We start from the raw sequence: 13,349 nt of genomic DNA, 5'->3' as shown, positions 1-13,349 counted from the left end.
CGGCCTCCGCAGCAATCTCAGGAGTTGATGCGTAGCTGCAAACCGTTGACGCTGTAGACCGGCGTGACGCTATGGCCATCCACCGTGATACTGGCGAAACGGCCATGCAAGGCGGCACCGCTGCTGGACAGCACGGTCACCAGGTCACCCACCACAGGCTGGTAGCCAAAACTGACCGCCAGGTTGCCACCCAGGGTGATGTCGCTGGCCACGGCCAGCGTGCCCTGGCTAGCCGTGGCCAACACCAGCTGCAAAGTACCACCGGTCTGGGTGAAGCGCTTGCCCAATGCCAAAGGGCTGGCCGCCGTGACGCGCAACACGCCACCGCTCTGGTACACATCGCCGCTGCCCAGGGCCTTGGCGGAGCTAGCCACCAGGGTGCCGGCGTTCAGCACAGTGCCGCCGCTGTAGCTGTTGTTGCCACTCAGGCCCAGCGTGCCGCTGCCGAGCTTGGTCAGCAGGCCCGCGCCGCTGATGTCGTTGCGCCAGGTGTCGGCCGCGTTGAAGCCGCCCAGGCTGGCGTCCATGGTGACGCTGACGTCGCCATTGAAGGCACCAAAGCCGTCGGCTGCAGCCACCAGGTTCAGGCGGCCATAGCCTTCGGCATCGTCCATCGCAGGGTAGCCCGCGCTGAGGGCCGTGGTCTTGAGCACCACGCGGCGCTGGTCGGCGCTGAGGTAGGGCAAACGCGTTTCCAGCAGCACTTCCGCACCCTTGGGCACGTTCGCCACGGCGGTAGTGGCAGCAATTGGGGAGAAGCCAAAGGTCAGGCGCGTCAGGGCGGCGGCCTTGGTGGCGGCGCTGTCGGCAAAGCGGTCGTTGCTGCCGGAGTGGGCATAGCTGTAGAAGCTGGTCAGGTCGCTGGTGCCGGCTGCGGACATCAGCACGCTGTGGGCCTGGTCATACGCCGCCTTGCGGGTACTGGCGCTCGCAGCGTACAAGTTGCCAACCGCCGAGGCCTGGCCCAGGATGCGACCACCGATCACGTCCAGCGGCGAATGCATACCCGCCAGGATGCGGTTATTGCCCAGCTCCAGCGCACGGGCCACCATCTCCTGGAATCGCTCGGGCATCACATAGGCCATGGCCAGCGCATCACGTACGCCTTCGGCCGTGTGGCCGCTGGGGTAGCCGCCATCGGTAGCGGCTGGGGAGCCCTTGGCCGGCACCAGTGCGGGCACCACCACCACGCTGCTGCTCCAGCGCCAGGGGCGCGCGTATTTGTAGAAGCGCTTGGCCGGCTCGGTGGATGCGTTCGTGCCCATCAGGCCGACAAAGTCCACCACGCTGCCGAAGCTGGTGTTGCTGGAGCCGCCCACGCCGGTGTTGTTGCCACCATCGGTGTACAGCACGGTGGTGGCGTCGGCCGGCACGCTGGTGATGGTGGTGGTTTGCTGCGCGGCTGTGCGCCAGGCGGCGGTGAGCGGGCCCAGGCCATCGGTCACGCTATAGCCCTTGCCACGACGGTCATCAAAATAGGCGGCGGAGGCCTGGTCGGCGGTACGCGCGGTGGTCACGTCAATGGCGTACTGCACGTTGGCGTTCAATACGGTGGCGTTCTTCACCGTGCCGTCCATGCCAGTGCCGGTATAGGCAGTGATGGCGGGGCAGCTGCCAGTGGCTGCCACGGTCACGCCAGCATCCACCAGCAGCGTGGCCGGGGTCCACAGATCCAAAAAGCCGCTGAGCACGCGCACGCCCGCATTGGTATCCAGCGTGGCATGGCAGCCGTCGCCACGCACATTGGTGGCGGCATAGTCCACAAACGGCAGCACCGTGGTCTCGTTGGCCACCGCTGCGGTGTCCACCGTGCCCAAGCCGGTGGGCGCGGCTGGCGTGGTCCACGGCGTATCGCCGCCGCCGCAACCGGCCAACAAAAAGCCCACGGCCATGGCGGCGCACAAGGTACGGGGCAGGAATCGGAAAGGGGTCTGCATGGGGAAGGGTCCAAAGCGTCAAAAAGCGCCGGCGGCCCGAGAGGCCCGGCATCGGAAAGCAGCTGCAAAGGCATGCCAGCCCAGGACAATAAAAGCGCTTCGTGACGCAGGCATGACGCATGCCCGCCCCAGCAGTACCATCAAAAAATATAGCAACTTACGCAGGCATTACCTGCGCAAACCGCGATTTTCTCCACAAAGCACAGGAACTTCAGCGCGGCTTGAACACGGCAAATCGCCCATCCTGCGCCATACTTGCCGGCGCAGGCGTGTACCGGGAGGCGCCTGCGGGTCCGCCGCCCTTTTGTTACGTGCTACCAAGAACCATGCTCAAACGAATCCACGTTCAACACCTTATCCTGGGGATGCACATCGATGGTTTTTGTGCCCCCTGGATGGAGCACCCGTTCTGGCGCAACCACTTCGTGCTGAGCGACCCCAAGGACCTGGAGCGCGTGCGCAACAGCAATGTGCAGGAAGTCTGGATAGACACCAGCAAAGGCCTGGACGTAGCCCCCGAGTCCGAAACCGCGGAGGCCCGCATAGCGCCCTCCCCCACCCTGCCCACCCCCTTGCCGGCGCCGGTACGTGACACCCGCCCCACGCCCGCCGCCGTGGAATATGTCCGCGCCGCCGAGATCTGCAACAAGTCCCGCCAGGCCATGGTGGACATCTTCCAGGACGCCCAATTGGGCAAAAAGGTGGACTCCACCCTGGCCCGACAGGTGGTACAGGAGATATCCGACTCCATCGCCCGCAATTCGGACGCCATGGTCAGCCTGACCCGGCTGAAAACGGCCGACAACTACACCTATATGCATTCGGTCGCCGTGTGCGCCTTGATGGTGGCATTGGCGCTGCAGCTGCAGCTGAACGATGAGCAAACCCGCTGCGCGGGCATGGGCGGCCTGCTGCATGACCTGGGCAAGGCCGCCATGCCGTTGGATGTGCTGAACAAACCCGGCAAGCTGACCGACGCCGAGTTCGCCGTCATCAAAGCCCACCCGGTAGAGGGCCACAAAATGCTGCTGAACGACCCCAGCGTGGACGCCATGGTGTTGGATATCGTGCTGCACCACCACGAAAAGGCTGACGGCAGCGGCTACCCCGATGGACTGAAAGGCGACGAAATCAGCCTGCTGGCCAGGATGGGCGCCATCTGCGACGTCTACGACGCCATCACCTCCGACCGGCCCTACAAAAAGGGCTGGGACCCATCCGAGGCGCTACGCAAGATGGCCAGCTGGACCAACGGCCATTTGGACGGCCGGATGTTCCAGGCCTTTGTGAAAAGCCGGGGTATCTACCCCACGGGCTCGCTGGTACGGCTCACCTCCGGGCGCATCGGCGTGGTCACCGCGCAAAGCGAAGGCGCGCTGCTCAAGCCGGTGGTGAAGGTGTTTTTCTCCACCAGATCCAACCTGCGTTTGCCGCCCTTTTTAATCGACCTGACCGCGCCCGATTGCAAGGAAAAAATCATCGCCCGCGAAGACCCGCAGCAATGGCAGTTCCCGGACCTGAACCCGCTGTGGTCGGGCTTTGAACCCGCGTCACTCTGAGAGCTTGCCCTTCTGCGCCTGCCGCCACAGCTGCGGCGTGGTGCCCGTCACACGGCGAAATTCACGCTGAAAGTTCGACTTGGTCTGGAAGCCGCTGGCCAGCATGGCGTCGGTCACGGTCTGCTCGGTAGTCAAGAGCAAGCGGCAGACATGCTGGACCCGAAAGTCGTTGACGTACTGGGACACGTTCTTGCCCTCCACCTGGTTGATGGCCGCTGAAATCTGGCGCGCAGGGATGCCGCTTTTGCGCGCCAGGCGCAGCAGGTTCAGGTCGGGCTGCAGGTACAGCGGCTGTTGCTGCAGCAGCGCATTGAGCGCATCGCGGATGCGGGGACCATCCGCCAGCTGTTCGGCCGCTGGCGCTGGCGTGTCTGCCACGGGCTCGGGCTTGTTCTCAGCATCTGGCAGGCTGTCTGCTGCCACCGAGGCGGCGTAGCCGCACAGCAAGAGCATCAGCAACTGGCCCGCCCCCACCAGGGCTGCGCTGTAGCTGCCGGCGTTGTGCCGTATGTCCCAGGCAATGAACACATCGGCCAGCGCCGACATCAGCAACAGCACGGCCGTAGCCCACAGCGCACGGTGCGCCAGCAAGGCTTCGTCCAGCCGGGCCAGGCCCAGCGCATCCGGCCCACGCCGCGCCAGCCGTAACAAGACCAGGCCGTAAGCCAGATAGGCAAGCACCACGGCGGCGTCCACCCCATCAGGCCAGACCGCAAACAACAGCACGACCAGCACCGCAGGCAAGCCGTGCAACCACTGCCAGCGGGGGGCCGGGACTGCGGCCAAACTCTGGTAACAACACCAGGCCCATGCCGCCAGCGCCACGGCCAGAGTCGCCTGCAGCGGCAGCAGCGTCTTCACGCCATAGCCCCAGCGCAGGCCTATCAGCACGGACAGCAAGGCATAGCCGCCCAGCAACAAACGAAAGCGCCGGTTCGCCAGCACCACGGTGCCCTGGCGCCAGGTCATCTGCGCCAGCAAATACACCAGCACCAAGGCCACAACAAACGGAAGAGGAACAAAAAACATGGATGGAATCGGTAAATCAGTCAATCGAAAGGCCTGGATCGCGTTCCAGGTCGGCCTCTATCCGCTTGCAGGGCGCCAAAACGGGGGGCAAACGCCATTCTTGGTCGGCTGCCGGCAAGCCGCCGGCGCGCCCACTCTACCTGAGGAAACACCATGACTCTGATCTTCTCCCGCTGGCGGTATCTGCTGCTCTGCCTGGTCTGCATCGCGCCCTGCGTCTGGTCGCAAGACGCCCCCGGCCTGCAACGCTTGTACCTACCAGCCCCGGCCCGTGAACGCCCGCTGGAAGTGCTGCTGTGGTACCCCGCAGCACCGGGCGGCCAGACCCTGCTGGTGGGCGAAAACCGCTTGTTCAAAGGCACACCGGCGCGCCAGGATGCACCCGTGGCGCCAGGCCGCTACTCGCTATTGCTGCTGTCGCACGGCTCCGGAGGGAATGCGGCCAGTATGGGCTGGCTGGCCGGGCCGCTGGCCCAGCAAGGCTACATCGTGGCCGCGACCAACCACCCCGGCACCACGACGGGAAACTCCACTCCGGAAGCCACCATGCGCATCTGGGAGAGGCCGGCCGACATCTCGGCCGTGCTCACAGCCCTGCTGGCCCAGCCGGACTGGCAGGCTCGCATCCAGCCAAACCGGGTAGCCGTGCTGGGCTTCTCACTGGGTGGCCACACCGCACTGGCGCTGGCCGGCGCCCGGGTGAATCTGGATCGCTATGCCCGCTACTGCGAGGACCCGGCCGCCATGACTGTGCGCCTGGGCGAATGCCGCTGGCTGGCCGGCAGCCCGGTGGGCCTGCGACAGCTGGACGCCACGCGCTTCGGCCAGTCCTTCAAAGACCCGCGCATCCAGCAGGCCATTACCATCGACCCCGGTCTGGCCCAGGCCTTTGAAGTGGACAGCCTACGCAGCATCACGGTACCGGTGCACATCATCAACCTGGGCCGACCCGGCACCCATCCCCGGGCCGTTGCGGCGGCACCCCTGGCGCAGGCCATTCCCGGGTCGAGCTACGCCACGGTGCCTGACGCCATCCACTTCAGCTTTCTGGGCGAATGCCAGGCCAATGGCCGGGCCATCCTGGCCGAAGAGGGCGACCCCGACCCGCTGTGCGACGACGGCGGCAGCCGCACGCGGACGGACATCCATGCCGAGCTGCTGTGGCTGGTGTCCAGGGCCTTGCTCAGCCCTTGATCAAGCCTTGAGGTATTCGGCCTTGCTGCCCAGCCAGCGCTGCACATGCTGCTCGGCCAGCGCCGGGTAGCGGTCCAGCATGGTGGGGGCCAGGGCGCGAGCCCAGTCCAGCAGCTCGCGGTCGGTCTCCAGGTCGGCGAAGCGCAACAGCGCGGCACCCGACTGGCGGGCACCCAGGAACTCGCCGGGGCCGCGGATTTCCAGATCGCGCCGGGCGATCTCGAAGCCGTCATTGGTCTCGGCCATAGCTTTCAGGCGGGCGCGGGCTACCTCGCCCAGGCGCGGCGCGTCGCCGGTGGAGTACAGCAGCACGCAGGCCGATGCGGCGGCGCCCCGCCCCACCCGGCCGCGCAGTTGGTGCAGCTGGCTCAGGCCAAAGCGCTCGGCATGTTCGATCACCATCAGCGAGGCGTTCGGCACGTCCACGCCGACTTCGATCACCGTGGTGCTGACCAGCACACCCATCAGGCCTTCGTTGAACATATCCATCACCGCCTTTTTCTCGGCCACCGCCATGCGCGAATGCAACAGGCCGACCAGCACGCCGGGCAGGGCATCGCTCAGGTCGGCATGGGTCTGCGTGGCGTTGACCAAATCCAGCGCCTCACTTTCCTCGATCAACGGGCACACCCAGTAGACCTGGCGGCCCTGGTCGATCTGGGCGCGGATGCGCTCTATCACCTCATCACGCCGGGCGTCGTTCACCAGCTTGGTGACGATGGGCGTGCGCCCGGGCGGCAGCTCGTCGATGGTGGACACCTCCAGGTCGGCGTAGTAGCTCATGGCCAGGGTGCGCGGAATGGGGGTGGCGGTCATCATCAGCAGGTGCGGCTCCAGGCCATCGTCCTGCAGCTTGCTGCGCAGCGCCAGGCGCTGGGCCACGCCAAAGCGGTGCTGCTCGTCGATCAGCGCCAGCGCCAGGTTCTTGAACTCCACCTTGTCCTGGATCACGGCGTGGGTGCCGACCACCAGCGCGGCCTCGCCGCTAGCGATCTTGGCCAGCATCTCGCGCCGGGCCTTGGTCTTCTGGCTACCAGTGAGCCAAGCCACGCATTTGCCCAAAGGCGTGAGCAGCGGCTCCAGCCAGCCCACCAGCTTGCGGAAATGCTGGTCGGCCAGGATTTCGGTGGGCGCCATCAGCGCGCACTGCCAGCCGGCATCCATCGCAATGCAGGCGGCCAGCGCAGCCACCACGGTCTTGCCCGAGCCCACGTCGCCCTGCAGCAAGCGGTGCATGGGCACCGGCAAAGCCAGGTCGGCGGCGATCTCCACGCCCACGCGCTGCTGCGCACCGGTCAGCCCAAACGGCAGCGCAGCCAACAGGTCTTGCTGCAGCCGTGCGCCGGGCAGCGGGTGCAGCGGCGGCGCGCGCAGGCGGTCGCGTTCGCGCTTGGCCTGCAGCTGCGAGAGCTGCTGGGCCAGCAGCTCCTCCGCCTTCAGGCGCTGCCAGGCCGGGTGGCTGCGGTCTTCCAGCGCGGCCAGCGATACATTGGGCGTGGGGTGGTGCAAAAAAGATAGCGCCTCGCGCAGGTTCCATATGCGCTGGCGGCCTATTTTCTGCAAATCCGCATCGGCAGCGCCGGGCGGCAGGGTCTCCGACAAGGGCGCGCGCTTCAGGCCGCCCAGCACGGCACGGCGCAGATAGGCCTGCGGCAGACCCGCCGTGCTGGGGTAGACCGGTGTGAGCGCATCGGGCAGCTCGCCACCGGCCAGCTTGAACACCGGGTGCAGCATCTGCCGGCCGATAAAGCCGCCCTTGAGCTCACCACGTATGCGCAGCCGCGCGCCCACGGACAGGGTCTTCTGGTGCGACGGGTAGAAGCTGAAGAAGCGCAGCTGGCAGGTGTCGCTGCCGTCATCCACCGTCACCACCAGCTGGCGGCGGCCGTGCAGCGTGACCTCGCTGTGCGTGACCGTGGCCTCGATCTGCACCGTCTCGCCCTCGCGCGCATCGGCCAGGCGGATGATGCGGGTTTCATCCTCATAGCGCAGCGGCAGATGCAGGGCCAGGTCGATATCGCGGTGCAATCCGAGTTTGAGCAGGGCCTTCTGGGCAGGATTGAGCTTCGCGGGGGGGGCAACCATGGGGCTGGATTTTGCCTTGTTGTCCATGGCGCTTCGCGGCAAACTTTATGGTGATGGGCACAGCATCCTGGGCCATACTATGCGAGCCAGTCCGTGATGCGGATGGGGGCACCACGTCATTCGCGAGTTTTTCTTGTCCTATGCTCAAACGAATCAAAGTTCAACAACTGACGCTAGGAATGCACATTGATGGCTTTTGCGGGCCCTGGATGGAGCACCCGTTCTGGCGCAACCATTTTGTGCTGACGGACCCCCAGGATCTGGCCCGCGCCCAGGCCAGCGCCATCCAGGAAGTGTGGATCGACACCCAAAAGGGGCTGGACATTGCCCCCGGCGAGGCCCCGGTGGCCGAGGCCGAGTCGATGATGGCCAGCTTGGAGGATGACGCAACCCTGGAGGATGGGCCTGTCCGCGATACCGCCCCCACCTCCGCCAGGACCGAACTCAAACGCGCCGCCAATATCTGCAACAAGGCCAAGGAGGCCGTGGTCGCCATGTTCCATGAAGCCCGGATGGGCAATGCCGTGGATACCGAGCTGGCGGGCCATCTGGTGCAGGAAATCTCCGACTCCGTGGCCCGCAACCCCGGCGCACTGATCAGCCTGGCTCGCCTGAAAACAGTGGACGACTACACCTATATGCACTCGGTGGCCGTCTGCGCGTTGATGATCGCGCTGGCCCGCCAGATGCACCTGAACGAAGAGCAGACCCGCTCCATGGGCCTGGCCGGCCTGCTACACGACCTGGGCAAGGCCATGATGCCCATGGAGGTGCTGAACAAACCCGGCAAGCTGACCGACGCCGAATTCGACATCATCAAGTCCCACCCCCTGAAGGGCTACAGCATGCTGGTCGAAGGCCAGGCGGTGGACAACACCGTACTCGACGTGGTGTTGCACCACCACGAACGCACCGACGGCACCGGCTACCCCGACCAGCAAAAGGGCGGCGCCATGAGCCTGTTCGCGCGCATGGGCGCGGTCTGCGATGTGTACGACGCCATCACCTCCAACCGACCCTATAAAAAGGGCTGGGACCCCGCTGAATCCATCAAGCGCATGGCCGAATGGACCTCGGGCCACCTGGACCCGATGGTGTTCCAGGCCTTTGTGAAAAGCCTGGGCATCTACCCCGTGGGCTCGCTGGTCAAGTTGGCGTCGGGCCGCCTGGGCGTGGTGACGGAGCAAAACCCCAGCAGCCTGCTCAAGCCCCTGGTCAAGGTGTTCTACTCCACCAAATCCGATATGCGCATCCCCCCGGAAGTCGTGGACCTGGCCGCATCGACCACCAAAGAAAAGATCGTCGGCCGCGAAAACCCAGACTTCTGGAACTTCGCAGATCTGAACGAGCTATGGGCCAGCGGTAGCTAACCCACCAGGCCCGACAGCCCCGCGTGGGAGAATCTAGGGTTTTCCCCTCAACTCTTGGTATGGGTTTGTCCAGCCCTCAAGTTCCATGCGCACCTATTCCCTCAGCGATTTCGACTTCATCCTGCCTGAGGCCCTGATCGCCCAGCACCCCGCCCCTGAACGTAGCAGCTCCCGCCTGCTGGACGGCACGGGCACCGCCGCCCAGGACCGCATCTTCCGTGACCTACCCAGCCTGCTGCAAACCGGCGACCTGCTGGTCTTCAACGACACCAAGGTGCTCAAAGCCCGCTTGTTCGGCGAAAAAGCCAGCGGCGGCAAGGTCGAACTGCTGGTCGAGCGCGTACTCACCGGCAACCAGGTTGCTGCCCATATGCGGGTCAGCAAGAAGCCCGAGCCCGGCGCTACCATCAGCTTGGTAGGCGATGGCGGTTTCCGCGCCACCCTGCTGGGCCGCTGGCCCGATGCCGACGGCACGCTGTTCCGCTTCGTGCTCAGCAACGACGCAGGCGACGACCCCTACACCCTGATGGAACGCCACGGCCACGTGCCACTGCCGCCCTACATCACGCACACCGATTCGGCCGAGGACGCGCAGCGCTACCAGACCGTGTTCGCCCGCGCACCCGGCGCCGTGGCCGCACCCACCGCAGCCCTGCACTTTGACGACGCTTTGCTGGCCGAACTCGAAGCCCGTGGCATACAGCGCGCCAGCGTCACCCTGCACGTGGGCGCCGGCACCTTCCAGCCGGTGAAAACCGAGAACATCGCCGAGCACCAGATGCACAGCGAGTGGTACGAAGTGCCTACCGCCACCCAGCAGGCGATTGCGGCCTGCAAGGCCCGTGGCGGCCGTGTGGTCGCTGTCGGCACCACCACCGTGCGCACGCTCGAATCCTGGGCCCAGTCCGGGCTGGCCAGTGGCGACACCCGCATCTTCATCACGCCGGGCTTTGTATTCCAGCATGTGGACCTGCTGGTGACCAACTTCCATTTGCCCAAGTCCAGCCTGATGATGCTGGTGAGCGCGTTTGCCGGCTACGAGCACATCATGGACCTGTACCGCCACGCCATCGCCAACCAATACCGTTTCTTCAGCTATGGCGACGCCATGCTGCTCCAGCGAAAGACCGCCTGACCATGTTGAAATTTGACCTACTCGCCACCGATGTCCCTTCTGCCGACGGCAGCTACGCTGGCAGCCATGCGCGCCGCGGCACGCTGACGCTGAACCACGGCGTGGTGCAAACCCCGATCTTCATGCCCGTGGGCACCTACGGCACCGTCAAGGGCGTGATGCCACGCAGCCTGGAAGAAATGGGCGCGCAAATCATCCTCGGCAACACCTTCCATTTGTGGATGCGCCCGGGCCTGGACGTGATGGCCCAGTTCGGCGGCCTGCACCAGTTTGAGAAGTGGAACAAGCCCATACTCACCGACAGCGGCGGCTTCCAGGTCTGGAGCCTGGGCGAGATGCGCAAGATCAGCGAAGAAGGCGTGAAGTTCTCCTCGCCGGTGAATGGCGACAAGCTGTTCCTCACGCCCGAGATCAGCATGCAGATCCAGACCACGCTGAACTCCGACATCGTGATGCAGTTCGACGAATGCACGCCCTACGACACCAAGGGCCACATCACCACCGAGCGCGAAGCCCGCAACTCCATGGAGCTCAGCCTGCGCTGGGCCAAGCGCTGCCAGGCCGAGTTCGCCAAGCTGCAGAACCCGAACGCGCTGTTCGGCATCGTCCAAGGCGGCATGTTCGAAAACCTACGCCAGGAGTCGTTGGACCAGCTGGTGGAGATGGACTTCCCCGGCTACGCGGTCGGCGGCGTCAGCGTGGGTGAGCCCAAGGACGAGATGCTGCGCATCATGGCGCACACGCCGCACAAGCTGCCGGCGCACAAGCCGCGCTACCTGATGGGCGTGGGCACGCCCGAGGATCTGGTGCAGGGCGTGGCCGAAGGCGTGGACATGTTCGACTGCGTGATGCCGACCCGCAATGCGCGCAACGGCACGCTGTTCACCCGCTATGGCGACCTGAAGATCCGCAACGCCCGCCACAAGACGGACGAGCAGCCGCTAGACGTCACCTGCACCTGCCACGCCTGCGCCGGAACCTCGGGCGTGTCCTACGCCAATGGCGGCCGCGACGGCTTCAGCCGCGCCTACCTGCACCACCTGGACCGCTGCGCCGAAATGCTCGGCCCCATGCTGGCCAGCATCCACAACCTGCACTACTTCTTGAACCTGATGCGCGAAATGCGTGAGGCGCTGGACGCGGGTACCTTCGGTGCATTCCGCGCGCAGTTCAAGGCCGATCGGGCGCGTGGCGTCTAGTCGACTGCAATGCTACATAATTCGTAGCTTGTAGCGCAGGTGGTACCTGCGCTACAGCCACTTTTCACCCAAATCCTCAACGGAACGGCCCGGGCTTCCAGCCCCAAACTAGCACCGGGCTGTGGCCTTTGATGGCCTGCGGACCCAGGTCGGTGAAGATGTGCGGCTGGGCCAGCTCGTCCACCACGGCCTGGGAGCAGACCACCGGGTGTCCCAGCTCCTTGGTCAGGCCCTCGATGCGCGAAGCCACGTTGACTGCGTCGCCAATAGCCGAGTAGTCGTGCCGCGCCTGCGAGCCCAGGTGGCCGACGATGGCCTCGCCGACGTGCAGGCCTATGCCGATGGCAATGGGAGCGCGGCCCTCAGACTGCAGCTCGGCGTTCAGGCCCTGCAGCGCCTCCAGCATGGTGCGGGCGGCGGCGAAGGCGGGTACGCTGGGTTTGTCCATGCCTTGCGGCGCGCCAAAGATGGCCATGATGCCGTCACCCATGAAGCAGCTGATGGTGCCGCCCTGGTCATGGATGGCCTGGTTGACCTGCTCGAAATAGCGGTTCAGCAAGGCGATGACGGCCTGCGGCGCCAGGGTTTCGCTGAGCGTGGTGAAGCCGCGGATATCGGCAAACAGCATGCACACATGGCGCAGCTCGCCGCCCAGGCCGGCGTTGAGGCGGCGGGCCAGTATTTCCTGCATCACCGGCGGGCTGACGTAGCCCGCAAAGGCGGCGCGCAGGCGGCGCCGCTCGTCCATTTCCAGCAGTGCCGTCAGCAGCCAGCGCCCGGCCAATGCCAGTACGCCGACCAGCAGCGGCACCCCCACCGGCAGGTACAGGCCCTGGTGCAGCAGCAGACTGGTGGCGCCCAGCAGACCCACAGCAAAAACCACGGCCAGCGCAAGCGCTACCTGCAGGCGTAGCTGTAAAAACCATAGCAAACTACACAACAGCGCCAGGGCTGCCACCCACGTCCCGCCCACCGGCACCACCAAACCGCCATTCAGCAGCGAACGCAGGATTTGCGCATGCACCAGCACGCCGGGCACGTTGCGGCTGTTATCCACCTCCCAGCCAGCCAGGTTCACCGGCTGGACCTGCCGGTCCTCAAAAGGCAGCACGCTGCCCAGCAGCACCGGCTTGCCGGCAAAGGCCTGGGCCAGCTGAGCCACATCGCCGGCCTCCACCCACTGGTTCACCTGCTGCAGCGGGATGTAGCGTGGGTAGTCGCCCAGGGCGTAGTTGACCAGGCCGGGCTGCGGGAAGGCGCGCGGGTTGAGCTTGCGCAGCATCTGGCCGGCCAGCGAAGGAATGGGCTGGCCGTCCGCGCCCAGGTCTTCGTTGAAGCGACGCACCACGTGGTCGGCATCCGGCGCCAGCAGCAACGAGCCGGTGCCGCCAGCGCCAGCCAGGGTGACGAAAGGCGCATGGATGGGCAGTGGCTGACCGGCCTCGTCGGCCGAGGCGCCCAGCACCACCGGCACCACCGGGCGCGCCGCCACCAGGCCGCCCAGCAGCTGGGCGTCGCTACCGGGCAGCACGCTGTCAAACGAGCGGCTGGGCAGCACCACGTCCAGCCCCACCACCGAGGCCTTGGCCAGCGCCATGCCACGCAGAAACGTACCGATATGGCCGTGCCACAGGGCAAAGGGTTCGGCGAACTGCTGCAGGCTGGCTTCATCGATGCCGACGATGACCACGTCCTTGCGCACCGGCTGGTGTGCGTAATGCAGCTGCAGCCGCTGCTGCACATCCAGCAGGCCCAGCTCCAGCGGGCGGACCAGCGGCGTGCCCAGCAACAGGGCCACCAGCGCCAGTACCAGGGCGTAACCAGCCCAGACGGTGCGCATG

9 protein-coding genes are annotated in these 13,349 nt (G+C 65.7%); 5 read left to right on the top strand and 4 right to left on the bottom strand.

The features are described 5' to 3' along the window. Positions 1-17: 17 nt before the first annotated feature. Positions 18-1,937, bottom strand: coding sequence for a phosphatase PAP2 family protein (locus tag AC07VY_RS17955; RefSeq protein WP_495098635.1), 1,920 nt, complete (start codon positions 1,935-1,937; stop codon positions 18-20). Positions 1,938-2,263: 326 nt separating this feature from the next. Between AC07VY_RS17955 and AC07VY_RS17950 the strand changes: the two genes are divergently transcribed. Then, positions 2,264-3,496 carry an HD-GYP domain-containing protein gene (locus AC07VY_RS17950; RefSeq protein WP_495098634.1) on the top strand — a complete coding sequence of 411 codons (1,233 nt, stop codon included), beginning with the start codon at positions 2,264-2,266 and terminating at the stop codon, positions 3,494-3,496. Here AC07VY_RS17950 and AC07VY_RS17945 read toward each other — a convergent pair. Beyond that, positions 3,488-4,525: a helix-turn-helix domain-containing protein gene (locus tag AC07VY_RS17945; protein ID WP_495098633.1), complete on the bottom strand. Its 1,038-nt coding sequence runs from the start codon at positions 4,523-4,525 to the stop codon at positions 3,488-3,490. The two genes, AC07VY_RS17950 and AC07VY_RS17945, sit on opposite strands and share 9 nt — an antisense overlap. Before the next feature lie 153 nt (positions 4,526-4,678). Here AC07VY_RS17945 and AC07VY_RS17940 point away from each other — a divergent pair, with 153 nt between their 5' ends. Then, complete coding sequence (locus tag AC07VY_RS17940; protein WP_495098632.1) at positions 4,679-5,719, top strand: alpha/beta hydrolase family protein; 1,041 nt, start codon at positions 4,679-4,681, stop codon at positions 5,717-5,719. Here AC07VY_RS17940 and recG read toward each other — a convergent pair whose 3' ends face one another. After that, the gene (gene recG, locus AC07VY_RS17935) at positions 5,720-7,804 is read right to left on the bottom strand and encodes an ATP-dependent DNA helicase RecG (protein WP_495111357.1); all 2,085 of its coding nucleotides are present in this window, start codon (positions 7,802-7,804) and stop codon (positions 5,720-5,722) included. Positions 7,805-7,944: 140 nt separating this feature from the next. Here recG and AC07VY_RS17930 point away from each other — a divergent pair, with 140 nt between their 5' ends. The 3 genes from AC07VY_RS17930 to tgt all read left to right on the top strand — a co-directional run bounded on the left by AC07VY_RS17930 (position 7,945) and on the right by tgt (position 11,508). Beyond that, positions 7,945-9,174 carry a cyclic di-GMP phosphodiesterase gene (locus AC07VY_RS17930; protein ID WP_495098630.1) on the top strand — a complete coding sequence of 410 codons (1,230 nt, stop codon included), beginning with the start codon at positions 7,945-7,947 and terminating at the stop codon, positions 9,172-9,174. An 85-nt stretch (positions 9,175-9,259) separates the two neighbouring features. Beyond that, complete coding sequence (gene queA / locus AC07VY_RS17925; protein WP_495098629.1) at positions 9,260-10,309, top strand: tRNA preQ1(34) S-adenosylmethionine ribosyltransferase-isomerase QueA; 1,050 nt, start codon at positions 9,260-9,262, stop codon at positions 10,307-10,309. A gap of 2 nt (positions 10,310-10,311) precedes the next feature. Continuing rightward, on the top strand, positions 10,312-11,508 hold the full coding sequence (gene tgt / locus AC07VY_RS17920; protein WP_495098628.1) for a tRNA guanosine(34) transglycosylase Tgt: 1,197 nt from the start codon (positions 10,312-10,314) through the stop codon (positions 11,506-11,508). A gap of 76 nt (positions 11,509-11,584) precedes the next feature. Here tgt and AC07VY_RS17915 read toward each other — a convergent pair whose 3' ends face one another. After that, positions 11,585-13,348, bottom strand: coding sequence for a CHASE2 domain-containing protein (locus tag AC07VY_RS17915; RefSeq protein ID WP_495098627.1), 1,764 nt, complete (start codon positions 13,346-13,348; stop codon positions 11,585-11,587). Position 13,349 lies beyond the last annotated feature (1 nt).

The organism is Rhodoferax sp. GW821-FHT02C08, assembly GCF_059421805.1.
The sequence above is the reverse complement of the archived record's forward strand: the minus strand, read 5'-3'. Positions and strand labels throughout refer to the sequence as shown.

Excerpts from the sequence above, each read along its gene's own strand:
- AC07VY_RS17955 (WP_495098635.1), bottom strand. The coding sequence starts at position 1,937 with ATGCAGACCCCTTTCCGATTCCTGCCCCGTACCTTGTGCGCCGCCATG.
- AC07VY_RS17950 (WP_495098634.1), top strand. The coding sequence starts at position 2,264 with ATGCTCAAACGAATCCACGTTCAACACCTTATCCTGGGGATGCACATC.
- AC07VY_RS17945 (WP_495098633.1), bottom strand. The coding sequence starts at position 4,525 with ATGTTTTTTGTTCCTCTTCCGTTTGTTGTGGCCTTGGTGCTGGTGTAT.
- AC07VY_RS17940 (WP_495098632.1), top strand. The coding sequence starts at position 4,679 with ATGACTCTGATCTTCTCCCGCTGGCGGTATCTGCTGCTCTGCCTGGTC.
- recG (WP_495111357.1), bottom strand. The coding sequence starts at position 7,804 with ATGGTTGCCCCCCCCGCGAAGCTCAATCCTGCCCAGAAGGCCCTGCTC.
- AC07VY_RS17930 (WP_495098630.1), top strand. The coding sequence starts at position 7,945 with ATGCTCAAACGAATCAAAGTTCAACAACTGACGCTAGGAATGCACATT.
- queA (WP_495098629.1), top strand. The coding sequence starts at position 9,260 with ATGCGCACCTATTCCCTCAGCGATTTCGACTTCATCCTGCCTGAGGCC.
- tgt (WP_495098628.1), top strand. The coding sequence starts at position 10,312 with ATGTTGAAATTTGACCTACTCGCCACCGATGTCCCTTCTGCCGACGGC.
- AC07VY_RS17915 (WP_495098627.1), bottom strand. The coding sequence starts at position 13,348 with ATGCGCACCGTCTGGGCTGGTTACGCCCTGGTACTGGCGCTGGTGGCC.